This window comes from Paenibacillus sp. F4, assembly GCF_002894905.1.
GTDB classification, from domain to species: Bacteria; Bacillota; Bacilli; order Paenibacillales; family Paenibacillaceae; genus Paenibacillus; species Paenibacillus polymyxa_B.
Genome location: NZ_POVS01000009.1, coordinates 482,816 through 508,454 on the forward strand (window position 1 = coordinate 482,816; position 25,639 = coordinate 508,454).

24 protein-coding genes are annotated in these 25,639 nt (G+C 46.6%); 7 read left to right on the forward strand and 17 right to left on the reverse strand.

What is annotated here, in order from left to right:
• Positions 1–136: 136 nt before the first annotated feature.
• The 4 genes from pepF (at position 137) to C1T21_RS09245 (ending at position 4,435) form a co-directional block, all read left to right on the forward strand.
• Positions 137–1,933, forward strand: coding sequence for an oligoendopeptidase F (pepF, locus tag C1T21_RS09230; protein WP_103048015.1), 1,797 nt, complete (start codon positions 137–139; stop codon positions 1,931–1,933).
• 55 nt (positions 1,934–1,988) lie between these two features.
• Positions 1,989–2,411, forward strand: coding sequence for a LapA family protein (locus C1T21_RS09235; protein ID WP_103048016.1), 423 nt, complete (start codon positions 1,989–1,991; stop codon positions 2,409–2,411).
• A 13-nt stretch (positions 2,412–2,424) separates the two neighbouring features.
• Entirely contained in the window at positions 2,425–3,462 is a 1,038-nt protein-coding gene (locus C1T21_RS09240; protein ID WP_103048017.1) for a M42 family metallopeptidase, read from the forward strand.
• 73 nt (positions 3,463–3,535) lie between these two features.
• The gene (locus C1T21_RS09245) at positions 3,536–4,435 is read left to right on the forward strand and encodes a LysR substrate-binding domain-containing protein (RefSeq protein ID WP_103048018.1); all 900 of its coding nucleotides are present in this window, start codon (positions 3,536–3,538) and stop codon (positions 4,433–4,435) included.
• Positions 4,436–4,454: 19 nt separating this feature from the next.
• Here C1T21_RS09245 and C1T21_RS09250 read toward each other — a convergent pair whose 3' ends face one another.
• The 10 genes from C1T21_RS09250 to hemE form a co-directional block, all read right to left on the reverse strand.
• Positions 4,455–5,444, reverse strand: coding sequence for an aldo/keto reductase family protein (locus C1T21_RS09250; protein WP_103048019.1), 990 nt, complete (start codon positions 5,442–5,444; stop codon positions 4,455–4,457).
• Positions 5,445–5,596: 152 nt separating this feature from the next.
• Positions 5,597–7,546, reverse strand: coding sequence for an ABC-F family ATP-binding cassette domain-containing protein (locus C1T21_RS09255; RefSeq protein ID WP_103048020.1), 1,950 nt, complete (start codon positions 7,544–7,546; stop codon positions 5,597–5,599).
• 121 nt (positions 7,547–7,667) lie between these two features.
• Entirely contained in the window at positions 7,668–8,246 is a 579-nt protein-coding gene (locus tag C1T21_RS09260; RefSeq protein WP_103048021.1) for a TetR/AcrR family transcriptional regulator, read from the reverse strand.
• 82 nt (positions 8,247–8,328) lie between these two features.
• Positions 8,329–9,135: a DUF92 domain-containing protein gene (locus tag C1T21_RS09265; RefSeq protein ID WP_023988003.1), complete on the reverse strand. Its 807-nt coding sequence runs from the start codon at positions 9,133–9,135 to the stop codon at positions 8,329–8,331.
• 209 nt (positions 9,136–9,344) lie between these two features.
• On the reverse strand, positions 9,345–9,968 hold the full coding sequence (locus tag C1T21_RS09270) for a fumarylacetoacetate hydrolase family protein (protein ID WP_069291625.1): 624 nt from the start codon (positions 9,966–9,968) through the stop codon (positions 9,345–9,347).
• Positions 9,969–10,007: 39 nt separating this feature from the next.
• Positions 10,008–10,778, reverse strand: a complete 771-nt coding sequence (locus C1T21_RS09275; RefSeq protein WP_103048022.1) for a glycerophosphodiester phosphodiesterase — start codon at positions 10,776–10,778, stop codon at positions 10,008–10,010.
• An 80-nt stretch (positions 10,779–10,858) separates the two neighbouring features.
• The gene (locus C1T21_RS09280; RefSeq protein ID WP_103048023.1) at positions 10,859–12,337 is read right to left on the reverse strand and encodes a CapA family protein; all 1,479 of its coding nucleotides are present in this window, start codon (positions 12,335–12,337) and stop codon (positions 10,859–10,861) included.
• A 136-nt stretch (positions 12,338–12,473) separates the two neighbouring features.
• A complete protein-coding gene (gene hemG / locus C1T21_RS09285) occupies positions 12,474–13,919 on the reverse strand; it encodes a protoporphyrinogen oxidase (RefSeq protein WP_103048024.1) in 1,446 nt (481 codons plus the stop codon).
• Positions 13,920–13,926: 7 nt separating this feature from the next.
• Positions 13,927–14,868: a ferrochelatase gene (gene hemH / locus C1T21_RS09290; RefSeq protein WP_103048025.1), complete on the reverse strand. Its 942-nt coding sequence runs from the start codon at positions 14,866–14,868 to the stop codon at positions 13,927–13,929.
• Positions 14,869–14,899: 31 nt separating this feature from the next.
• A complete protein-coding gene (hemE, locus tag C1T21_RS09295) occupies positions 14,900–15,946 on the reverse strand; it encodes a uroporphyrinogen decarboxylase (RefSeq protein ID WP_103048026.1) in 1,047 nt (348 codons plus the stop codon).
• A 233-nt stretch (positions 15,947–16,179) separates the two neighbouring features.
• Here hemE and C1T21_RS09300 point away from each other — a divergent pair, with 233 nt between their 5' ends.
• Positions 16,180–17,400, forward strand: coding sequence for an MFS transporter (locus C1T21_RS09300; protein ID WP_103048027.1), 1,221 nt, complete (start codon positions 16,180–16,182; stop codon positions 17,398–17,400).
• 110 nt (positions 17,401–17,510) lie between these two features.
• Here the strand turns inward: C1T21_RS09300 and C1T21_RS09305 are convergent, their stop codons facing one another.
• Positions 17,511–18,155: an O-methyltransferase gene (locus C1T21_RS09305; RefSeq protein WP_023987995.1), complete on the reverse strand. Its 645-nt coding sequence runs from the start codon at positions 18,153–18,155 to the stop codon at positions 17,511–17,513.
• A 157-nt stretch (positions 18,156–18,312) separates the two neighbouring features.
• Between C1T21_RS09305 and C1T21_RS09310 the strand changes: the two genes are divergently transcribed.
• Both C1T21_RS09310 and C1T21_RS09315 read left to right on the forward strand, forming a co-directional pair.
• Positions 18,313–19,473: a THUMP domain-containing class I SAM-dependent RNA methyltransferase gene (locus C1T21_RS09310; RefSeq protein WP_103048028.1), complete on the forward strand. Its 1,161-nt coding sequence runs from the start codon at positions 18,313–18,315 to the stop codon at positions 19,471–19,473.
• A 188-nt stretch (positions 19,474–19,661) separates the two neighbouring features.
• Entirely contained in the window at positions 19,662–21,644 is a 1,983-nt protein-coding gene (locus tag C1T21_RS09315) for an LTA synthase family protein (protein WP_103048029.1), read from the forward strand.
• Positions 21,645–21,838: 194 nt separating this feature from the next.
• Here C1T21_RS09315 and C1T21_RS09320 read toward each other — a convergent pair whose 3' ends face one another.
• The 6 genes from C1T21_RS09320 to racE all read right to left on the reverse strand — a co-directional run bounded on the left by C1T21_RS09320 (position 21,839) and on the right by racE (position 25,444).
• Entirely contained in the window at positions 21,839–22,108 is a 270-nt protein-coding gene (locus C1T21_RS09320) for a hypothetical protein (RefSeq protein ID WP_103048030.1), read from the reverse strand.
• Positions 22,109–22,202: 94 nt separating this feature from the next.
• Positions 22,203–22,424 (reverse strand): YuzB family protein, encoded by a 222-nt coding sequence (locus C1T21_RS09325; RefSeq protein ID WP_007429791.1) that lies wholly within the window; start codon positions 22,422–22,424, stop codon positions 22,203–22,205.
• Between the two features lie 23 nt (positions 22,425–22,447).
• The gene (locus C1T21_RS09330; protein WP_013309686.1) at positions 22,448–22,750 is read right to left on the reverse strand and encodes an iron-sulfur cluster assembly accessory protein; all 303 of its coding nucleotides are present in this window, start codon (positions 22,748–22,750) and stop codon (positions 22,448–22,450) included.
• A gap of 140 nt (positions 22,751–22,890) precedes the next feature.
• On the reverse strand, positions 22,891–23,157 hold the full coding sequence (locus tag C1T21_RS09335; protein WP_023987991.1) for a hypothetical protein: 267 nt from the start codon (positions 23,155–23,157) through the stop codon (positions 22,891–22,893).
• Between the two features lie 136 nt (positions 23,158–23,293).
• Positions 23,294–24,514, reverse strand: coding sequence for a M14 family metallopeptidase (locus C1T21_RS09340; RefSeq protein ID WP_103048031.1), 1,221 nt, complete (start codon positions 24,512–24,514; stop codon positions 23,294–23,296).
• Positions 24,515–24,634: 120 nt separating this feature from the next.
• Positions 24,635–25,444 carry a glutamate racemase gene (racE, locus tag C1T21_RS09345; RefSeq protein ID WP_103048032.1) on the reverse strand — a complete coding sequence of 270 codons (810 nt, stop codon included), beginning with the start codon at positions 25,442–25,444 and terminating at the stop codon, positions 24,635–24,637.
• Positions 25,445–25,639: the final 195 nt, after the last annotated feature.

The following is a 25,639-nucleotide window of genomic DNA, read 5'->3' on the forward strand; positions in this document are numbered from 1 at the left end:
GATCTGCCGTTATATGCATCCTGTAAAACCTCTTGCCCTGCTGCTTATGGTAAGCGTGGCGGTTTCTTCGTTTTGGCATCCGTCCCTTACTGCCGCAGCCCTACCCCACATTACGTTCGATCAGAGGAGGCTCTCCATGAGTGAAATTGTAAAACGCGCTGATGCGCCAGTGGAAAATACATGGAAACTGGAAGATTTGTTTCCTAACCGCAAAGCATGGGATCAAGAATACGAAGAAGTCAAAAAACTAGCCAAAAAGGCTGAACAATTCCAAGGCAAGCTCAATTCAGCAGAGTCGATTGGAAACTGTTTTAAATTGGAAGATGAATTGTCGCTCAAAACCGAGCGTGTATATGTGTACGCACATCTGCATCATGATGAGGATACAGCTGAACCTACATACCAGGGTCTTTCGCAAAAAGCCAAAAAATTAGGCGTTGAGGTTAGCGAGTCTCTTTCTTTCGTGACGCCTGAAATTTTGGCACTGCCGGATCATCAGCTCGATGCCTTCATTGAAGATCCGAAGCTTGCAGATTACCGGTTTACACTTCAAGAAATGAAGCGGGAAAAAGCACATATTCTGGGCAAGACAGAAGAAGCGTTGCTCGCTCAGGTTGGCAATCTGGCTCAAGCCCCGCAAACGATTTTCGGCATGCTCAACAACGCTGATCTGAAGTTTCCAAAAATCAAGGATGAGAACGGCAAAGAGGTTGAGCTGACTCATGGCAGCTACATTCAATTTCTCGAAAGTCCGCACCGCGAAGTACGCGAACGTGCTTTTAAAGCGGTATATGACACATATGCCAAAAATAAAAATACAATTGCTTCTACACTAAGTGCTAATGTGAACAAAAATATTTTTTATTCTCGTGTTCGCAAATACCCATCTGTACTGGAAATGTCACTATATGGTGACAATATTCCGAAGGAAGTATATACGAATCTCATTGACACCATTCATGAAAGTTTGCCCCTGCTCCATCGTTACATGAAGCTGCGTAAAAAGTTGTTAGGTGTGGATGAGCTCCATATGTATGATTTGTTCGCTCCGCTTGTAGACGAATACAAGATGGACATTACATATGAAGACGCCAAAAAGCAAACAAAGGAAGGCCTTAAGCCACTGGGCGCGGACTATCTGGCTTCGTTGCAAAAAGGCTATGATGAGCGCTGGATTGATGTATACGAAAATGAAAACAAACGTACTGGTGCATACAGTTGGGGAGCTTATGGTACCCACCCATATGTACTGCTGAACCATAAAGATAACCTGAACAGCATGTTCACGCTTGCTCATGAAATGGGGCATGCGTTGCATTCGTACTATTCAGATAACGCATTGAAGTATAGAGATGCACAGTACACCATTTTCCTGGCTGAAGTGGCATCCACAACCAATGAAGCGTTGCTAATGGACTACCTGCTGAACAAATCAACCGATCCGAAAGAGAAAATGTACCTTCTCACCTACTATGCAGATCAATTCCGCACAACGGTATTCCGTCAAACCATGTTTGCGGAATTTGAGAAAATTGTACATGAACGCGCTGAACAGGGGGAATCCCTTACACCGCAGCTTTTATCAGAGATTTACTATGATCTGAATGTGAAATATCACGGGCCTGGTATGAAGGTAGACAAAGACATTGAAATGGAATGGGCACGAATCCCTCATTTTTATAACAGTTTTTACGTCTACAAGTATGCTACTGGCTTCTCGGCAGCAACCAGTTTTTCGAAGCAGATTCTGGAAGAAGGCCAGCCAGCCGTTGACCGTTACTTGGGCTTCTTGAAGAGCGGTGGCAGTGATTATTCAATCAATATTTTGAAAAAAGCTGGCGTTGACATGTCCTCTCCGCAGCCGATCCGCGAAGCAATGAGCGTATTCGAAGAAGTTATTACAGAAATGGAAAAGCTAACTAAAGGAAAGTAAACCGTGCGCACTTAAAATCCAGCATTGAAATGATGCACGGATAAATCCCTTGTCCATGGCGGGCAAGGGATTTTATAATGTAACGGGAGGAGGTGGCATTTTGAAAACACAATGGTCTTTAATCGCAGCTCTTGTTATTGCTTTGTTAACAGCTGTATTTGCTGTTATTAATGTGAATTCGGTTCAAGTGAACCTTCTATTCAGTAGGGTTAGCATTCCTTTGATTCTGCTTATTCTTGGTTGCACTCTTCTAGGTGGACTTATTGTCGGTTCTTTCGGTATTTTCCGCCAATATAGGCTTCAGAGAGAGATTAAACGTCTGACTACTCAGCTTCATACATTACAAGAAGAGCACACATCCACGGTGGAAGCAAGCGCGGATGTGACCTATGACACAACTGGTTCTTCCAGCACAGGGTCTACATTCGACCAAGATATAGAGCAACCGTCCTCTAAATCTGATCGGTTGTCGAAATGAGGAGGAGCAACAAATGACGATTCAATTAAATGAGAATTATATGATGAGCTTTTTAAATCAGCTACTGAACACACCCAGTCCCAGTGGGTATACACACCATGTGATGGAGCTGATTCGTAAAGAAGCAGAAAGCCTCGGGGTACAAATCGAATGGAATGCAAAAGGCGGTGCCATCTTGACTCTGGAAGGTCAGGAAACGGACCATACGGTAGCGCTGAGCGCACATGTGGATACATTGGGCGCAATGGTGCGTTCCATTACAGCACAAGGCACCCTACGTCTGACATCCGTCGGCGGCTTCATGATGAACAGCATTGAGAACGAATACTGCCTTATTCATACCAGAAGCGGACAAACGTATACAGGCACTATTCTGTCCAGCCATCCATCCGTGCACGTCTATGATGATGCACGGAGCTTTGAGCGCAAGGAGAGCCATATGGAGGTACGGATTGACGAGCTTGTCGAGTCAAAAGAAGACGTGCTTCAGCTCGGTATTGCAGTGGGCGATTTTATTTCGTTCGATGCGCGTCCAGTCGTAACACCCAGTGGATTTATCAAGTCACGCCATCTGGATGATAAAGCTAGTGTAGCTGCACTGTTTGGTTTACTGGAATCTGCTGTACATGGAAACTGGAAGCCTCGACATACCGTTAAATTGCTCATTTCTAACTACGAGGAAGTGGGGCACGGAGCGGCTTACATACCTGAAGGAATCAGTGAGATGATAGCTGTCGATATGGGCTGTATGGGTGAAGATCTGAGCTGCAAGGAAACGGATGTTTCTATCTGTGCCAAAGATTCCTCCGGGCCTTACGACTATAATATGACGACCCGTCTGATTGAGCTGGCCAAAGAGCTGAATATTCCGTATGCAGTAGATATTTATCCCCACTACGGTTCGGACGCTTCGGCTGCACTAAGAGCAGGTAATAACATCCGTGCTGCGTTGATCGGCCCTGGCGTACACGCCTCTCATGCCATGGAGCGCACGCACAAGAAGGCCGTGGTGAACACTGCACGTCTGCTTGCAGCTTATGTGATGGTTTAATTCGAACGATAAAAACCGACCTGTTCCCCTGGAGAATAGGTCGGTGAAGGCTTAGCGAAAGGAAATCACAGCTATGGATCTGAAAAAACTACGTTACTTTATCGCAGTAGCGGAAGAACTGCATTTTAACCGTGCTGCAAAAAAACTGAATATCACCCAACCTCCCTTGAGCCAACAAATTCAAAGCCTTGAAGAAGAGCTTGGCGTGAAGCTTTTGGAACGAACCAAGAGACAAGTTCGACTTACGTCAGCAGGAGCGATATTTTTAGAAGAATCCAGAAACATGGTTGCACAATTGGAAAGATCTATTAAGATCACACAGCTTGCAAGTCAGGGGAAATTCGGACAATTATCCATCGCTTTTGTAGATTCAGCCTCTGGCAGTCTGATGGTTAATGCCTTGAAGAAATTCCGAGAGCGTTTTCCAGATGTGAAGCTTACGTTATTTGAAATGACATCTGTCCAACAACTGAAAGCCATACACGATGGCAAAGTTCATGTGGGCTTCCTGCGCTGTGCAGATCCATCTATACATATCACTTCTCGTCTTTACACCAACGAATCACTCATGGCCGTTCTTCCTCAAACACATCCGTTAGCCCACCATTTAACCTTGTCTTTACGTTCTTTAGCGGACGAATCTTTTATCCTGTCTCCGCCTCATATGGGAGCTTCTTTTCATAATCTCATACTCGACTTTTGCGGACAACACGGATTTCAGCCTCAAATCGTACAGGAAGCCGTTCAAATGTATACGATCGTTAACTTGGTAGCGGCTGGTATAGGTATCTCCATTGTCCCCTCTTCCGTTTCTGTCTTTCAACGCAGTGATGTCGTATTTCGTTCCTTTCAAGAAGAGTCTCCGTCCATCCCACTTTATGCTGCATGGAAAACAGGTACACACGAAACTGTTCTGACTCATTTTCTGGAAGTGGTTGAAGAAACAGCTTGTAACGAAGAGTTAGACATGTAAATCTCCTCGATCGTATATCTTAACCTGTTTTTCTCGGATCACGTTCAACAATACCATTTAAAATGCTATCCAATTGTCTCATGACCTGCCCATCTAGACGGACACCCGCAGCTTTTACGTTCTCTTTAACCTGCTCGGGCTTGGAAGCACCGATAATAGCTGAGGACACTTGCGGGTTTTGTAAAACCCATGCCACTGCAAGCTGGGGCAGCGTCAGTCCGCATCCTTCTGCAATCGGCTGAATTTTCTTTACTGCCAAAAGGACTTCTTTACGTAACCATTGTCCAGCCAATCGTTCGAAAAATGGTGACCCTGCTGTCGTAGAAGCTCGTGAACCCTCGGGTAACGGCTTGTCTGCTGCATATTTACCAGAAAGAATACCTTGTGCCAGAGGTGACCAAACCACCTGCCCAATCCCTTCCTGCTCACAAGCGGGAATCACTTCAGCTTCAATGACACGCCACAGCATGGAATATTGGGGCTGACTTGCCACGAAAGGGACCTTTAATTCCCTAGCCAGAGCGGCTCCTTGCTTTATCTGCTCTGCTGTCCACTCGCTTACTCCTACATACAAAACCTTCCCTTGCCGCACCAAGTCGGATAAGGCCAAAAAAGTTTCTTCAAGCGATACGGTTGGATCAAAACGGTGTGCATAATATACATCAATATAATCCGTTTGCAGGCGTCGAAGAGAAGCATGGCAGGCCTCCATGATATGTTTGCGAGACAGCCCTTTATCATTCTGTCCGGTACCTGTGGGATGAAAAACCTTAGTACATAATTCAATACTTTCACGGCGTATTCCCTTTAAAGAATGACCCAAAACCGTTTCCGCCATGGTATCCGAATACACATCAGCAGTATCAAACGTGGTAATCCCTGAGTCTAATGCAGCGTTTACACAGGCTTGCGCTATGGTATCATCCACTTGAGCACCGTGGGTGATCCAGTTTCCCAATGCGATCTCACTTACCATCAAACCACTTTTTCCAAGTTTACGATATTCCATTTTCAATTCCTCCCCTCCATATGCAATCCATTATACCCACTGTAATTTAATATTAGAAATATATAATTCACGCACTTTTAATATGAAAAACGTATTAATAATTCGATAAAAAAGCAAGCCTCCACTCTGAATGGTGACTTGCTTCTGTATTTTTAAGATTTACTTTGTTCAATCTGCTCAGCTAGCTCATTCAGGTAGGTCCAGCGTTCCATTTGGTGCTCCAGATGCTGTTCGGCCTTCGCTTGCTCAGCCATGAGCTCCTGTAGTCGTGCTGAATCACTGAAAGACTCTTCCATCTGTCGCTGAATGTCGGCCAACTTCTGTTCGGCTTGTTCAATCAGCTCATCAATTTGCTCATATTCCCGCTGTTCCTTGAAGGTGAATTTAAGCTTGGTTTTACTTGTCTCCTTGACTGAATCAGAAGGACCCGCAGACTTAGGCGCGGAAGAGCGATTCGAGGAAGCCGTACTCGTCGAGACAGACGTATTCACAGAAGATTGAGCATTTTTACTGATCCATTCTGCATACTCGCTATAATCGCCTACATGTACACGTACCTGTCCATCCCCTTCAAATGCCAGTATTTTGTCCACTGTTCGATCCAGAAAATAGCGATCATGAGAAACAATAAACACCACGCCCGGGAATTCATCCAGATAGTCTTCCAAAACGGAAAGGGTCTGAATATCCAGATCATTTGTTGGTTCATCCAGCAATAACACATTCGGTGCCGACATCAGAACACGAAGCAGGTACAAGCGCCGTTTTTCACCCCCGGACAGCCTGGAAATAACCGTCCATTGCGCGCTTGGTACAAACAGGAAACGCTCCAGCATTTGTGCAGCTGTAATCGTCGAACCGTCTGCTGTACGAATCACTTCAGCTTCTTCCTTAATATATTCAATGACACGTAATGATTCGTTCATTTCCTGATGTTCCTGAGTAAAATAGCCAAGCTTCACCGTCGGTCCCAGCACAACGTTGCCGCAATCCGGTTCTATATGCTGCGCAATCATTTGGAGCAGAGTGGATTTCCCACTACCGTTAGGACCTAGGATACCAACACGATCACCAGGAACCGCAATGTAGCTCAAATCCTGTATCAGCTTACGGGAATCTACCGATTTGGACAGATGCTCGATCTCCAATATCTTTTTACCCAGACGTGTGGAGGCGACAGACATATCTACAGATCCAGAACGAGCTTCCGGTTGCTGATCCCTAAGCTGCTCATATCGGTCAATACGCGCTTTCTGCTTGGTGGAACGAGCCTTTGCTCCTCGGCGAATCCATGCCAGTTCATTACGTAGCAGGTTCTTCCTTTTTTGTTCCGTAGACGCTTCCCGCTCCTCACGTTCTGCCTTCAGCTCCAGAAAACGGGTATAGTTAGCCTCATAACGGAAAAGGCGGCCATGATCCAGCTCCAACATGACATTTGCAACTCTATCCAGAAAATAGCGATCATGCGTGATCATTAACAACGCACCACGTCTTTTTTGCAAATATTGCTCCAACCATTCAACCGACTCATTATCAATATGGTTTGTAGGCTCGTCCAGAATGAGCAACTCGCAGGGTTGGATCAAAGCCGCCGCCAAAGCCACCCGCTTACGCTGCCCGCCGGATAGAACGCCCATACGAGACTCAAACTGGGTGATCCCCAGTCGGGTAAGTATATTTTTGGCCTCACTTTCCAGCTGCCATGCCTGGAATGTATCCATTTGCTGACTTGCTCGCAATAGACGGCTTTGAAGCTCCTCGCTACCCGGATTTAACTCCAACAACTCCATGGTTTCCGTATATTCTCGGACCGCTTTCATCTCAGGCTGGTTGCCATGAAAAATATGCTGGAGTACCTTCATTTCGGGATCAAACTCCGGATTTTGTGCTAGATACTGAATTCGCACATCGTTGTTCACTGCAATATTGCCATCATCTGGCGGCTCTAATCCGGAAATTACCCGTAAAAACGTTGATTTACCGGTACCATTTACACCAACGACCCCTATTTTGTCACGTTCATCCATACCAAAGGAAGCATCCTCAAACAACATTTTCTCGCCATAGCTTTTCGTTATATGTTCAACGGTCATAATATTCATACGGATTCCCTACTCTTCCCCAATTTTGTGATGCATCCTGTTTATTTTAACACAGACACAGCCAATGATTAAAAAAACCGTTACCTGAACGAATTCAGTACGGTTTCTTAGCAATAAGATGTCAAAATTTTTGTATTCCGGCTTTACAGCCATGCATAAATAAGTTCGCTGCTAGTTCAGCCGTCTGATCCACGTCACATTCGCGGAAATCTTTATTCAATAAAATATCCATTTTTAGGCGTTCCATCATACCGATGAATGCCTTCGCATGAAACTCAGGCTGCTGCACGCCCTCTGACGCCAGTTTATTTTTGACCAAATCAGTATAGTCCTGAATAAATTCCCGCATAAACTCCATTAGATCGGGGTCACTGTTGGGGGTCATAAAAAATAATTTAGTATGCTGCTTGCGCTTGAAATAGTAGTGCAGATGCAAATTTGCCATCCGCAGCAGTCCTTCTCCCAAAGTACGATTAATTAATGCACTTTGCATTTCGGCTAGGTATTGTTCGCTATCTCTACGTGTGACTGCTGTAAAAAGCTGCTCTTTGCTTTTAAAGTACAAGTATACTGTGCCTTTGGCAACTCCCGCTTGTTCTGCAATCTCGGAAATTTTGCTTTCATAAAAGCCTTTGGTGCCAAAGATGATGTAAGCGGCGTCCAAAATAGCTTCATATTTATCTCCTTGTATATCGCCCATCTTAGCACCTCCTTATACAAGGATTGAAACACGGTCAATTCTTATAACAGTTAATTCCTTGTAACGATCTCCAGCCCCGTGGTCAGAGTATAAAAAAAATACCTGCCAGAGCGACCAATCCCCCGAAAATAGAACTAATGCTATTCACTCGATCATTACTCATCCAACGCCAGCCTCGTACATAGACCGTCGTTTGTCCACAATGTGAGTCTACTTCTACTTCCCGTCCGCAAACCGTGCAGGAACGCATCATTTGCACCGTAGCACCAAGATAGGAATCAGCAAAGGCCCCGGCGCTGCCGGATATACCTCCAACCAGTGCCCACAGCCATAACGGCAAGCTCGGGGTTCCTATGGCGTGTCCAAAGCCCCATGCACCTATGCCGATCAGTACACCCCCAGCCAAGGCCGCAGCCGTTCCCAACACAGATACTCCTCCTGAGGTTCCGGGTGCCAGCACCTTCCCGTTCAGCACCGAACGGGGTGGCCTACGACTCAGGCTGCCAAATTCCGTTGCCCACGTATCGGAAGTGACCGTAGCCATGACACCGACAAAAGCCAGCTGCCACGTAACATGGGGCCATATCGCATAACCCAGGCATAACAACATACCTAATCCACCATTGGCCCATACTTGGCCTGCATCCCGGTTGCCAGTTTTGGCATACGATTTTTCCAGTTCAGCCTTGCGCTCCTTTTTGAACCTCGACAGGAGGGTTGACGTGATAAAGAACAAGAGCAATGTGCCGAACCAGAACAGGTTACCCGCCCCATAATACACGGTCCCCATCAGTACAGCCGCGGCAAAGCCAGATAAGGTTAAGGATTTTTTATAAAATGCAGCTCCCGCCACCACAGCAGCACAAAGCAATCCGATGATCCAGTCCATGATATACCCCCGCTTTTGAAATGAATCTCCGTTTTTCTTATTTCGTTCTGTACATTATTGTACAACGCTCTGCGCTTATATAAAAGCCGTGTCCCATGCTTTGGCACAGGACACGGCCTTCACAATGCTTATCTACGGGAATCTCTCTTTACTCCCCAACCACCAAGACTTCCCTTTTTTAATCCTCTTCATGGATGCCATTCACAAATTTATGCGATGGTGAAGCTTCCCTGACGATCACTTCCCCAGAAAAGCTCAAAGCGATCCCCACTTGCTGTAGGCCCTACTCCTGCTGGAGTACCTGTGAAAATAATATCTCCCTCGCCCAGTCCATAATGAGTCGCTATATATTCAACGATATGCTGGATAGAAAAAATCATATCCTTAACATGTCCACGCTGCACTTCCTGTCCATTTTTGAGCAAGGAAAAATCCTGCTGCTCCAGCATGTCCAATTTTTCTAAAGGCAGGAATGGTGTCACGGGTGCAGACGATTTAAAGCCTTTGGCGGCGGTCCATGGATGGCCTTTTTTCTTGAGCACACTTTGTACATCACGTAGTGTAAAATCAATGCCAAATGCAAATGCGTTCAGACATGTATCTGCCGACATGCCTGGTTCGTATTTACGTCCTACAGCCACAACCAGCTCAGTCTCAAAATGAATATCTCCCTGCCCCTGAGGAAGCTCCAACGTGGCGCCATCCAGCGGCACGACTGCATGAGACGGCTTCAAGAAAATCATCGGTTCTGCGGGAACCTCATTACCCAGCTCCTCCGCATGCAGCTTATAATTGCGTCCGACACAGTAAACATTACGAATATCCACGTTCATCACGATCCGTCACCCTTCTCGCGTATGTAGTTCAATTAATTAACGAATAAGTTTACGTATATAGTGCCACATCCGGTGCTTGGAAAGCAAAAAAACCTGCTCCCAGCGATCCGGCCAATTAGTGCAAATCATCAATTCAGGATGCAATGAGGACAATCTTCGCATTATACGGCGGTCATCCACCGTCCACGCCATGACAGTAATACCGCGTCCGGTGAGATCTTTCATCAGGTTTCGATCCAAACGCGGATAGCCCATGGATAAAAAAGTGCATTGTAGCTGCTCCAGTTGCTTTGCCAAGTCATCTGGACGCGCGTCGATAATCAATCCGGTACGGATTTCAGGAGACAGCTCCTTAGCCCGGCGTAATGCGGCACGCTCAAAAGAGGTTAATACCACCTCTCCCTGCATCCCTCTCACCACAATTTCACGGAGTACAGCTTTCTCCAGTCCTGGATACATATCTCCCACTGTTTTAAGCTCAATATTGAGCGATACGCGGCCACGACATAAATACAGTACCTGTGCGAGGGAGGGGATCATTTCTCCACGGTATTCTGCACTTTTCCAGCTACCAGCATCAAGTTGTTGCAATGCTTTCCAGTCCGAATCCTTTACTCGCCCTGTACCATTCGTCGTTCGCTCCAGCGTAAAATCATGAATTACCACCGGAACACCGTCCTTTGACAGCTGTACATCCAGCTCAATCCAGTGTACAAATGGTTGCTCCAACGCAAGCTGAAAGGCTGCCATCGTGTTCTCGGGAGCAATCCCCGAAAAACCGCGGTGAGCCACGCACAAATGATTCATCTTGTTATGACCTCCATCCACAAAGGAGTCCCTCATACGATCGTTCCGTCAATTCCCATATAAAAAATTTCTTTTCGAACCTATTGAGCGCTTACTGTACCATCCGTCCCTATCAAGACATTTCCCGGTGACAGTGCTGCCACTCTCTGCAAAATTTTGCTGGCCTCCGTATCCTTCAATGGGATTGGTTGACCTAGCTCCGCCCGGTAAGGGGTCAGCTTCATTTCGCAAGCCCCTTTTCGGGTACAGGTTGCCTGAAATATCGCTGTATCCCAAGTGGCTGGCACCGTTGATTTAGAAAAAATAAAATTGCCTGTGCTGTATGCGATCCATTTACCTTTATATTGCTCCATCCCTTGAAGCACATGTGGATGACCGCCAATGACAAGATCAGCTCCAGCATCAATAAAAGCATGCGATAACTCGGTTTGATGGGGCTCAAGTGCAGTAGCGCGCTCCTTCCCCCAATGGGCAATGACAATCACCAGATCAGCCTGCATTCGTGCCTCACGGATGGACTTTACGATAGCGGTCGAATCATAGGCTCCTGCTACACCAGGCAGTTTGGCGCCCGCATTCCAGTTGGCTTCAGGCATGACACGTGTAGCCCCCAACAACGCAATTTTGATCCCTTTACGTTCAAAATAATGTGGCGCATACGCTTCTTTTGCATTACGTCCGGCTCCAGCATGGGCAATACCTTTTTCATCCAGATATTTCAGTGTATCCAGTAATCCGCCTGTGCCCTGATCTAAAATGTGATTGTTGGCCAAATTGACAGCATCTATCCCTGCCGCAGCCAACGCAGTTAACGCCTTGGGCGAAGATTTATACACATACGTTTTATTTAACGCACCCACACCATTCGTTGTCACGGGCGTTTCCAGATTGGCCATCGTCAGATCGTCTTTATGAAACAAGTTTCCGAGATATTGATACGGAAACTCAAACCCATTCTGTTCCAATCGCTGCTCAACTTTACCGGAAAATTGCACATCCCCTACAAAGTGAAGCGTGACTGTTGGAGAATCTGCACCGTCTGTTTTGGATTTTTTCACTTCCTCCGTTCCTCTCTTATCGGCGGATGGATTACCGTCGTATACATCCTTGGACGTATCGTTCCCTGCCTGCCCGTCTTTCCCCGAGGATAATTTTGCTCCTGAAGAGCTGCCTTCGGGAGCATTTGTGTCAGACGTTGTCGCGGGACGATGGCTTGTGTCTGAAGCAGCAGATTGCTTCGTTTCATCGTCAGCAAATTGTTTATCTGCATAGGGGCCTTCGTCCAGCTGTTTATTTGACAAGTCTGTAACATTTTCACTGACCGAGGGAGTAGGTCGCTCTTCACTAGCAGGTTCCGTTTGGATTTTCTTCTCCGTTTGCGAATACCCGCCATTTTCCGCAAGAGAGCCACTGTTGTCGTGTTCAAATATGTAATAATAACCGAAAAGACCTACGATCATAAGCAGTAGGACCAGATTCGTAATGATCCAAGCCTTGCCTATTTTTGGTTTTCTTGCTTTCTTGCGACCTTCATTTCGCTGTGATCTGGGAGGGTACATTCTTCACTCCTTCTATGCTATTGCATTTGCATAACTTCTTTATTAGCTGGCGAATTTACACCTTCTCCATTATATATCAAATTTCAATATAAATAGAACCCCTCGCATGGATCGCGAAGGGTTCATCATCGAACATTTACACCTGTACCTTAACCGCTTCCTGCTGTGTCGTTTGGACGGCATTAGAGGCCCATTCCTTAGCCTGACGGATGCAATCCGGTAAACCAATCGCATCATAGCCAGCGCCCAAAACATACACTCCCGGCATGGCAGTGCGTAACTCTTCCCGCAAATCAGCTATAGCCTGCGGGTGCCCTACCGGATATTGCGGCATGGAATTGCGAAGACGTGTAATTTCCGTGAACAGCGGAGTTGCTGTAACTCCCATCATCTCTTTCAAATCCTTACGTACCAGTGCAATCAGCTCATCATCCGGTAACTCTACAGTGTCTTCAGCCCCTGCTCGCCCTACATAACAGCGCAACAACACCTTATCATCCGGGCTAGTATGTAGCCACTTGGCAGACGTCCATGTACAAGCGGTCACGCTGCGTCCTTCTTTGCGAGGTACCAGAAAACCAGAACCGTCAAAGACATTCTCAATATCTGTTTTATCGAAGGCCATGACCACGTTTGCTACGGAGACGTAATTAACGGCTTCCAGTGCAGCCACATTGACATGATCTCGCAATAGCGGCGCAGCAGCAAAGTTGGGAGTCGTTACAAAAATATCATCTGCCTCCAGCGTCTCTCCATTGTCCAGCATAACTCGATATGGGCTGTCTTCACTTTCCGTTGTCTTTGTGAATTCTGTAACAGCAATTCCGGTGCGTAAATCACAGTCATACAAATCATTCAGCAACGCATGCACCAAACTTTGCAAGCCTTGACGGAAGGTCAGAAAGGCGCTTTTTTTCGTACCCGTATGTGTTTCAGCTGGTTTTCGACCTGTCATCATCCCGTGAATGAGGCTTCCGTATTGCTGCTCTACCTCAGCAAATTGTGGGAAGGTCGCCTGCAAACTTAGCGTCTTCATGTTGGCAGCATAAATCCCCGCCAACAGTGGCTCGGTTACATTCTCTAGCACTTCTTTGCCCAGTCGGCGTACAATAAAATCACCCAACGCCTCATCTCCCAGTACACGGCGAGGTGGAATGACAAAATCCATCATAGCCCGCATTTTCCCGCCTAACGAGATCAAGCCGCTGCGCAAAAAAGGTTTCAGCTCTGTTGGAATCCCCAGCACCAACCCAGGAGGCATCGGATGAAGCTGTCCTTCATGCAAAATGTATGTCTTTTTAGCCTCAGGATTTGTGCTCACCAGCTCATGATCCAACTCCAGCTCTTTTGCCAGGTCTATCATGGCCGTTTTACGGGCCAGAAATGAATCTGGCCCCTTTTCAATTACAAAACCATCTTTATGCAGCGTTTCAATTTTCCCGCCCAGCACGGAAGCTTTCTCCACCAACGTAATTCGAGGTGTATAGCCAGCTTCTTTGTACATTTTTCGTGTATAAAAGGCAGTGCTAAGCCCGGTCAAGCCTCCGCCTACAATCACAATATTACGCAACTTTTGCTCCATTATGTCCTCATCCCTTTTTCCATTGGTCTATGATGACATCACTAAGCGTCTCCATATACAGTGGATCACTGTTGAGTGAATCAATACGCTGAAAACGCATATCCAATTCCTTCGCCAACGCCTGTGCTTCAATATCCAGATCGTATAACACCTCTAAGTGATCAGAAACAAAGCCAACTGGCGCAGCCAGCACATACTCCACTTGCTCCTCTTTAAGACTGTGCATGGTATCCAAAATGTCTGGCCCCAGCCATGGCTCTGCTGTACGACCGGCGCTTTGCCACGTAAACTGCCAGTTGGTAATTCCCGCCTTGTCCGCAACAGCCTGCGAAGTCGCCATTAATTGCTCCACATAAGGATCACCCATAGCCAAAATCCGTTCAGGCAAGCTGTGCGCACTAAACAGAACACGAACCTCATCCCGCTTGGCTCCAGCTTCTTCAAAAAGCGCCAGTTTGACGTTCACACGCTCAGTCAGCGTCTTAATCAGCTTAGGATGAAGATAATAGCTCTCCACAAATGATATGGCCAGATCCAGTTCCTGTGCCTTAGCCTGTGCGCGCTTAATATAAGTGCCTACACTCATAACGGAATAATGCGGAGCCAGCACGACACCTACCGCTGCACGAATGCCATCTTGCACCATGGCTTCCACACCGTCCTCAATAAACGGTTTGGCATGTTTGAGTCCCTGATAACAGACAAATTCAATGTCCGGGTTGCGATTTTCCCGATTTAAGGTTTCCTGCAGGTTTTTAACCTGCCGATCCGTATTCTGCCGCAGCGGAAACACACCGCCCACAATAGCTTCATAACGATCCTTTAATTCCTTTAATTGCTCCGGCGAGGGAGCATTACCGCGACGAATATGTGTATAATAGGCTTCCACCTGATCCAGACTCTCCGGCGTCCCGTAGGACATGACCAGTACACCCACTTTGGTTTTCATTAGCAGATCACCTCTTAACATTTCTAATGTATTAATTTTTTGACAAAACCGAGCGGGAATACTCATGTACATAATTAGTAAGCTCTCTTAGCTTATCTAGCGAGGCCTCAGGAAATAAACCGTGACCGAGATTGAAAATGTAACCAGGCTCCAAGATGCCTTCATCTACAATGGTTTTCGCATACTGCTTGATCACATCGATTGGCGCAGTAAGCACATAAGGATCCAGATTTCCCTGTACACCAAAACCGTTCCCCAAGCGACGACGTCCTTCAGGTATACTTACCCGCCAGTCCAGTCCAATCACATCGGCTTTTAACCCATTCAAGTGTGGAAGCAATTCACCAGAGCTTACGCCCGGGAAATAAATTTTAGGTACATCCAGATCAGATAATTCATGGAAAATACGTGTGATAGTCGGCAGCACAAAAGTTTGAAAATCATAAGGCGAGAGCGCACCTACCCAGCTATCAAACAATTGAAAAGCCTTACCGCCATTAGCGATATGGGCTCGCACGTATGTAATAACCATGTTCCCTAGCTTATCCATCAGGCGATGCCACAACTCAGGCTCTCCATACATCATCGCTTTGGTGCGAATATATCCTTTGGAGGGCCTTCCTTCTATTAAATAGCTTGCAATGGTAAAAGGCGCTCCAGCGAACGTAATCAATGGCACGTTCAGTTCACGGTCCAAAATACGAATCGTTTCCAAAATATGACCCAAATCGCGTTCCACATCAATCGGACGCAACTTGTCTACGTCTGAAGCTGACCGGATCGGATTATCAATAACCGGACCAATATTTTTGACAATATCAAAATCAACCCCTAGCGAGGCTACCGGATTCATAATATCAGAATATAAAATTGCAGCGTCTACCCCAAGCTTGCGCACGGGCATTAAAGTCACTTCTGCGGCCAGCTCGGGCTGGCGACATATTTCAAGCAACGTGTATTTTTCTTTAATTTTGCGATACTCAGGGTCATACCTTCCGGCCTGCCGCATGTACCATACGGGAATATGATCCACCGCTTGCTTGCGGCAAGCGCGGATAAAAGTATCATTGTAGGTCATGACTTCAGCCTCCAGTTCGAATCATAAATACTATATTTTATTATGCCCTTTTTCAAGAGTCGTAACAACCGCAGCTCTCGAACAAACCATGACAAACCCATGACATTTGGATAAAGTTTCAATGAAGTGTGCTATACTAGAGAAATGGCTTTTTTAAAGCTCGGGAGAAGTTCTGCTTTGATAAGTAGGACTTACAACAGGATGAGAATGGGCAGAAAGGAAGTGAAAGCACATTGAAAACGTGGGAGACATGGAAAATCAATCTCATTGTGCTTTGGTTCGGTCAGTTTCTGGTCAATGCGGGTATTACGATGATTACTCCATTCCTCGCCTTGTATCTGGCTCAGGACCTTCATGTGAAGGGCGAGCACGATATTGGTCTATGGGCCGGAGTTATTTTTGCCGCTAACTTTTTGACCTCATTTATGTTCCAGCCTTTGTGGGGCAAGCTAGCTGACCGATATGGACGTAAAGTCATGCTGCTTCGCTCAGGCTTTGGTATGGCTTTGGTCATCGGATGTATGGGTTTCGTCACCCACCCGTGGCAACTGTTGGCGCTTCGCCTGCTGAACGGTACGATTTCGGGTTTCAATCCGGCATCGATTTCCCTAGTGTCGGGTACCACTCCCAAAGAGCGAACCGGATTCGCTATGGGGATTATGCAATCCGGTCAGATGGCTGGCACGATTCTCGGGCCTCTGCTAGGCGGATTTTTGGCTGACTGGGTCGGATTCAGACCGATCTTTTATATTACAGGCGCTCTAATTTTTATAGCCTCGCTTATCGCAATGTTTCTGGTTAAAGAAAATTTCAGCAAAACGGAAGCTGCACGCATACCGCAAATTTCGGTTCTTGCCGGATTAAAGGAGCTAAGCCATACGCCCCAGCTTCCGGCTTTGTTCACCGTAACGTTTCTGCTCCAGTTTGCCATGATCAGTACGGTATCTCTGCTGCCGTTATATGTGCAAAAGCTGTATGGATCGGCAGAAGGAATTGCGCTGATTGCCGGGTTCGTTACGGCTATTACAGGTGTATCCAATATGGTTGCTGCACCGCTCCTTGGAAGATTGAGTGACAAGATAGGAGCGCACAAGATCTTGACCATTGCACTGCTCGGAACGGCGGTTATGCTCATTCCACAGGCTTTTGTCAATGAAGTATGGCAACTTGTCATTATCCGTTTTTTCATGGGTGTATTTATGGGCGGTCTGCTACCAAGCGTAAATGCGCTGATTCGCACGTATACACCGGAAGGAATGGAAAGTCGCTCTTTCGGCTTCAATACCAGTTCGCTGGCGCTCGGGAATATGCTGGGTGCTGTCATTGGCGGGGTGCTATCCGGGTTTATCGGCATCGAAGGACTGTTTATCATGTCAGGTGTTCTGTTAATCGTCAACATATTCTGGGTACGCATGAAGCTCTTTGATCGTAAGGCTACGCCTGATTTCAGGTAAGATAACCTTGGGGTAAGACAAGCCTGCCTTAAAGAAAGAACCTCCTTGTCCACGCTACCGTGGACAAGGAGGTTCTTTCTTTATATGTGGCTATACATGGGGAATGAACGCTATTTAACTCGAGCTAGCGCCAATCCATCGTAAGCTGGCAATAGCGTGCTGACCAGCCGCGGATCTGTTGCTATCGTTTCGTTAAACCGTCTCACGGCTTGGACGGCAGGGCCGTTCTTATCCGTATTCAGCGTCCGTCCGCGAAGGAAACAGTTGTCTCCCGCAATAATGGCACCCGGATTCGCCAGAGCAATCGCATATTCCAGATACACCGGGTAATTTTCCTTATCTGCATCTATGAAGAAAAAATCGAAAGTTCTTCCCTCTTCCTGAAGTTCCTTCAAGCTGTCCGCTGCGGGTCCGATACGGTATTCGACACGGTCACCGTAGCCGTTGTTTTCCATATGTCGATGTGCCAGCGCTGCGTATGCTTCTTTCAGCTCCAGTGACACAATGCGGCCCTTTTCTCCCAGCCCACGGGCCAGACATAATCCGCTGTAGCCGCCTAATGCGCCGATTTCCAGTACATGTTGTGCGCCAGATACTTCAATTAGAAAGGTCAACAGTTTTCCGTAAGGATGGGCAACTGATACTTCCGGCATACCTTCTTTAACGATAGCTTCCCTGATACTGCGCAGTGCTTCATCCTCTTGTACCAGCTGGTCTACATATTGTTCAGGCGTCATATTTGGTGTAATTTCCACGGTTCATCTCTCCTTCTTGCTTAATCATAACGCAGGTTGGACGTGGTGTCCTTCGTAAATTTTTTACCTTAATGATTTGTCTCTTCGAGTACAATGACCTATACTATAGGGATTGAACCAAGCTTACATGATTATGGGGACGGAGTGAATACGTTTAATGACTCAACTGCAACTAATTGCAACTGCGCCAATGGGACTTGAAGCCGTCGTGGCCCGGGAACTCAGAGAACTCGGGTACGAAGATCTGACCGTTGAAAATGGCCGCGTCGTTTTTACCGGAGATTATATGGATATATGCCGGTGTAACCTGTGGCTTCGCACATCAGACCGCGTGCTTATAAAAATGGGTGAATTTGCTGCAACTACCTTCGACGAGCTGTTCGAGGGTACCAAAGCATTGCCTTGGCAGGATTGGATTCCTGTAGATGGTGAATTTCCCGTAGAGGGACGTTCGCACAAATCACAGCTTAGTAGCGTACCAGCCAGTCAGGGAATCGTCAAGAAGGCGATTGTAGAGAAGCTCAAGGAAACCTACCACACAGATTGGTTTGCTGAAGATGGCCCTCGTTACGTCATTGAGGTCATTCTATTGAATGATCGTGCGTTGCTGACACTTGATACGACCGGTCCAGGACTGCACAAACGCGGCTACCGTAAGCTCGTTACAGAGGCGCCTCTCAAAGAAACGATGGCTTCTGCTCTTATTCAGCTTAGTCGCTGGAGCCCCGATCGACCGTTCTATGATCCGTGCTGCGGTTCCGGTACTTTGTTGGTCGAAGCTGCCCTGCAAGCCTGGAACATTGCGCCAGGCCTGAGACGTACCTTTAACTCGGAAGACTGGCCTGTCATTGGCAGAGAATTATGGGATCAGGCTCGCGACGAGGCGATGGATTTGACCCGCGATGACATTCCTTTTGAGATTGCAGGTAGCGATATCGACCCAAATGCCATACAAGTTGCTGAGGCAGCTGTAAAAGCAGCAGGCTTTGCTAAAGACATCCCTCTTAAGGTTATGCCTGTAACTAAAGTCAGACTCGAAGGACAATATGGTGTGATGATTACAAACCCACCTTATGGCGAGAGACTGAGCGAGCAATCCGAGGTGGAGAAGCTGATCCGCTCACTCGCACGCACGGCAGCCGAGATGAAGACTTGGTCCTTCTTTGCCATCAGCTCCACCAAGCAATTTGAGCATTATTGGGGCCGTAAAGCAGACAAGCGCCGGAAGTTGTTTAACGGCCGGATCGAATGCCAATACTATCAGTATCTAGGCCCTCTGCCTCCACGCCGCAAAGATACTTCGCCGTTGCAGCCTTAAATATGATGAAGCTTAGGCCAGGAAACGAACTCTCTGTTCGTTCTTCTGGCCTGATTTGTGCTGTATTTTCTTTACTTAATCATTGAAATGCGCGAGATGAGCGCTATAATAATTAAAGGCATTTCGGTTTTAACATTACGTTAATATGTAGTTTATACTAGCCGAACATTTCTGCCAGAGGGGGTAAAGTGTTGGTTATTCGCACGTCCAGTGCAAGTCGCACTGGTAACACGTTCAGCAGAATACTGCTGTCTCGATATTTTGGATTAGGTCTGTTTTTTGTACTTATGATCGGCAAGCTCGTACTGATTCACTATAACCTGCATGCCCAAAATATTGACATGAATCCGCTGGATTATGTCATCGCTATTGGTTCGCTTTTACTTGTGAGCTTTTGGACCTTGTGGCTGTCACGTCGCGGACGTTTGATTGCTCTTGTGGTGCTCGACATTTTGCTCACCGCGCTCATTTATTCCGACATGGTTTATTATCGGTATTTTCAGGATTTCATTACGATTCCTGTCTTACTTCAAGCTGGACAAGTTGATTCTCTGGGCGGAAGTATCGCATCCCTTATGTACTGGAGGGACGTTTTCTTTTTTGCAGACTGGATTCTATTCATTCCGTATGTCATATTTGTGGCTTCCTTACGGCGTCGGTTTACAACGAATGATACTTACTTAGAAGCATCCCGAAGCTCGTTCACTAAGAGGTTTCTGCTTCGCTTCTCCAAAGGGGCATTGGCCTTCCTGATTGGCTATGTATTGACATTTGGGCCGATCAAATATTATACCTCCACATGGGCAACCGGCATATTTGTCGGCAACTGGTGGTCGATGGCCTTGTACAATGTAACCGGATTAATCGGATTTCATGGATATGACATCTACCGCTATGGTCAAGATCATCTTGGACCCCAGCCTACATTGGCTCAAGCGCAATCCGATAAGGATAAGGAATGGTTTAATCAGCACCAGAAGTTACTTCAGGTAAAAAATGACCTCTCCGGCAAGTATAAGGGCAAAAATGTGATGGTCATTCAAGCTGAAGCGTTCATGAACTTTTTTATCGGCAAACAGATCAACGGTCAAGCGATTACGCCTAACTTTGACAAACTGACGAAGGAAAGCATGTATTTCAACAATTATTTTCACCAGACTGCCCAGGGCCGTACTTCGGACGCGGACTTCTCTACACATGCTTCGCTGCATCCGCTCCCTACAGGTTCGGTATTTATCCGTTATGCGGACCATAAATTCGATACGTTGCCTTCTATTTTGAAGGATACTGGGTATAGTCCCAATGCGTTTCACGTGTACGACAGCAGCTTCTGGAACCGTTACACCATGTATAAGGCGATGAACTATGACAAGTTCTATAGTAAAAAAGATTTTAAAATAGATGAGCCCCTGGGCTGGTCACTGGGAGACAAATCCTTCTTCCGTCAAACGCTCAATGATCTCACCACCGAAGTTAAGCAGCCGTTCTACGCCTATATGGTCGGTATCTCGAGCCATCATCCGTACAACCTGTCACCTGACGCGGTAGATTTAGATGTTGGCGAGTTTGAAGGTACCATGTTCGGAGACTATCTGAAATCTGTCCATTATGTAGATGAAGCACTGGGTGAATTGGTAGATCAGATGAAGAAAGACGGATTGTGGGATAATACGATCCTGATGTTTTATGGGGATCATGACAATTCAATTAAAGACAAAGCACTGTATGAAAAGTTTTTAGGCAAGCCACTCACAGATCTAGACATGCAGAAAATCATGAATCAGGTGCCATTACTTGTGCATCTTCCTGACGGAAGTCATGCGGGAACGTATACAGAACCGGCAGGCCAGTTGGATTTGACGCCTTCCGTAATGCACCTGCTTGGGATTTCTACAAAACCATATCATTTTATGGGAAACGATCTGTTTAGCGGGAAGCCTCGTATGGTCGTGCTGCGTAGTGGTGCTTTCACAGATGGCCGAGTATACTACATTCCATCTGAGGACGGCACATTCTCCAAAGGGACCTGTTACAACCTGAATACAGGCCAGCCTACAGATGTGAATGCCTGCGGGCCGGGCTATACCGAAGCTCTCAATCGGTTGAACATATCCGATCAGGTTATCACATACGATCTTATTCGCGAATGGGAACCACAAACAAAGAAGTAACTCCTTCTGTATCTAATAGACTTTCTGTGGGAGGTTGCTGACATAGCATCCTCCCCGAACTCTTTTAAGGATGCCGATCGCATAACCGCCCTGTATATAACAAAAAAGCACGATCCATCAGCTTGTAGGTGCTGTGGATCGTGCTTTTTTATATGGATTGTCACTCGACTGCGCTCGTTACTATTCACAAATGCTTAGGAACGCAACGTTTTTTTAGCCTGCTCAAGCCGTTGTACCTCTTCACCAAGCATGTCCTCCGCAACTTCTACTGCATCGTCACCAAGGCTATCCTTCGCCTGCTGTATGGCATGTTCAGCATGAGTGCGAGATTGCTCCGCCTGCTCAATCAGTTGCTCAGCCGGATGTGACAATGCCTGAGAAACGGCATGGTGGAGCCTGTCCACCGAGTTTTGTGTTTGAGCCTCAACACTGTGATTGTCGAGATTGGAATCATATTGGGCCATGAGTCACACCTCCTTCTGGGCAGTGTTCTACATCCATTAGCATGGATCAGAAGAAGGGGAACTATTCAAAAATTGCAAATGCTGCGTACTGGAACTATTTGATAAAGCGCGCAGCCTTCTCCAATACTTCATCCTCTGTGGCCGCACTCACATAACGTCCGTTCACATACACAAACGCCCGTTTCCCACAAGGACCGCAATACGATTTGCAGCCGATTTTGATCTCGGCATCTGGTGCCATCTTTTGCAACTTGGGCAAGATCGTTTTCAAGCGGATATGATTGCATTCATCACATACGCGAATATCATTGGCCATCTGTCATCCCTCCGAGCTCCGGCTTAGTGGTCGCCGTGATTACCTTGGGAAGGGTTAGTAATGACAAATCCTTCTTCGGGGAAGTACAAGTAATCAATTTTTACACCATCCAGCAGCGGCTGGCCGTTTTCCAAAATTACGTCAATGCCTTTATCTGTAGATACGACAGTATCTGTTTCTTTAGGCGTGTCCAAATCCAGCCCGTAATGAGCATGATCTCCATGAGCATGAGTAATAACAACGCGCAGGCTCTTCCCTTGGTTCTCTTCCTTATCCAGTTCAAGTTTCAATACTTTAGCTGCGTTACGAGTAATTTTGCAGTTCATCAAACTTCATCTCCTTCATATTCATTAAATGAAATGTGGTTTATTGGATAAATCACAATTATGTTCAGCATAGCAAAAGGCAATATTCCTATTGTAAAGAAAATCGTGAAAAATCGCAATCACGAAATTCATAAGCTTATCTACCGAACACGTACATGCTGTTTTTCAAGCACATCTGGATATTTTCGTTCGGCACGGGTGACAAACCAATTCATAAGCAATAGCGTCACACCAATATCGTCGATGGGCATAAATGGCATGACATCAGGTAATACCCAATAGAGCAACACAGGCACCGCAAAGAGTAATTTTTCCCCCAGCGGAATCCTTGATGAAGTAATAAATCGGGGCATACGACGAAATACATGTGACCATTGACGGAGAGATAGTAATCTTTTCCACTTCATAGGTTGTTCACTCCATTTCCAATGCTCCTAAGTATATATACCCCATTGAAGGGACATGTAAAGAGGAACACTTATAAAAAACGTGTTCCTCCTAATACGCGCAAATGGTTCGATACGTTTCAGTAGGCCGAATTTTTTACCATGACAGCACTGTTGCCATTAACATGCCCACTTCTGCTGCAATATCATCGTAATCACGCATGGGCAGCGGATTTACACCTAGACCGACTTCAACGGTAAACCCTGGTTTACCAAACCGCTGTATAAACCAATCCTTGTACCCTGCATCGCTACCACCCAGTTTTACCGCCCGGTACCCTGTTGCGGCAGCTAGCCGTAAGGCCCAATCTCGGCTCTCCTTAGGCTCTAGATCCCGGTAATTCCAATAGATCTCCTGTCCCTGACTGTGTATGGATAACACCATGTCGAACTGTTCGCGCTCCGTCAGATCGGCAAGCGCTTTGGACTCTGGTTCAGACAAAGGTGCAGGTCCTGCATAGTCTCGTCGAGACGGACCTGTTTTACCGCGTCTGCGTACCTCTTCTTCCCAATATGCCGGAAATTGATCGTTGAGGTCAACACCACGAATATTGGCCTTCCAACCGCGATAATCAGCACGTCCTTCATTCCACTTTTCGAGGTCATGATACAACGGATGAGTTGGGAGTACACCTTGTTGCACCAGCTCTACCCCATCCGGGTTGACCATCGGGACCACCCATAAGGATGTATGCTCCAGCAGATCCCGCGGAGAACCTCCATACACCCATTGAGAGGTCCCTGCATGTTCTCCAGTCCCATCGATCCCTTGTGCATATTGCTCTATAAAACGCAGCAAACAAGGCGTCGTCAGCCATTCATTAGCATGAACAGAAGCATTGGCATGAATTTTACGCGTTCCCTGCCCAATACGTACATAAGGAATATCCTTCCCCATGACACTGGTGCCAATGCTGCCAACTTCAATAAATGGATATCTGTGGGCCAAGGCCGCTAGGTCTTCCTTTAAATCTTCATATCTATACTCTCCACGTAATCGTACAATCTGATCCTGATGGTCTTCAGGAATAACAATTGTTTTCCCTTCCGTAAAATCATGCTCCGCAAGTCCTGGATTGGCTATCCGTAACTCATCAAGCTCCACACCAAACTGCTTGGCAATCTGGCATGCATACTCACCAGGCTGAATAACGTATTTACGATCCGTAGACGGACGAATATATAACACTTGACCACTAATCAGATAGGGTTGCGTGGCGGCCCACGGATTATCTACGATCAAAGTATCCGCCGATAGTTTAAAAGCCGAGGCGACCCGGTGCAATGTATCTCCTTTTTGAACGATATATTCCCTCATCTTACTACGCCCCTTCCATCTGCCTTATTGCATGTTATGCAGACGCGGCGTGTCTTGATGTAGCGAAAAGCAAAACAACCGACTTCATTTGTCCAATGACAAAAAAAGTCGGTTGTCTCGTTAATCCAAATTGGTGACTTGCCAGACGACAGGCGTTTGGCGAATTTGCTCCCCGAGCCACTGTGCGGCAATGCGCTGGAACAATTCAGGATCGCCGGAACAAAAAAGCTGATGTACCGGCGTTTCGTCCCTAGCTTCCAACTTGCCTTTGTTATACAAAATGGTGCTCGTCTCACGCGCCGTTTCATCTGCCGAGCTAATGAGCTTTACTGCAGGTCCCATGACTTCTTGAATCGTTTCCTTCAAAAAAGGATAATGCGTACAACCAAGAATCAGACAATCAATCGGATACGTTTGAATGGGTCTCAACGTCTCCTCCACAACCTGCGATGTCGTCTTGGAGCGGAATAACCCTTGTTCCACTAATGGAACAAGCGCAGGACAAGCATGGCTCACTACGTCTACATAAGGAGACAATTGCTTGAGAGCAGCTGTATACGCTCCGCTTCGAATCGTACCGACAGTCCCAATCACCCCGACATGCCCGGTAGCAGTCGCGCTGATCGCAGCACGAGCCCCGGGGTGAATGACTCCGATCACCGGAATGGATACCTTTTGGCTTATATAGTCCAATGCCGCGGCAGTAGCCGTGTTACAAGCAATAATAATGACTTTCGGATCAAATTGGATCAGAAAATCAACCATTTGCTCTGTAAATTTTTTAACCTCTTCCGATGGTCGGGGGCCATACGGAGTGCGCGCAGTGTCTCCAAAATAAATGATTTTTTCCCGCGGAAGCTGACGCATGACTTCTTTTACAACCGTCAAACCTCCTACACCGGAATCCAATATTGCAATCGCTTGCTGCACGTACACACCGCTTCCTTTTTTGTTCAAATATGAGTTGTTTCATCTCGGAAAGCTATCCGTTGCTACATACCTTATGTCGTATTCGTGTAAAAGGTACCCCAAAAGATTACCCTAAAACGAGGAAGTGATCAATAAAAAGGCTCCATCCCAACGGGAGAAGCCACGAATTCAAACTGTATTCAGTGTTTCACCTAC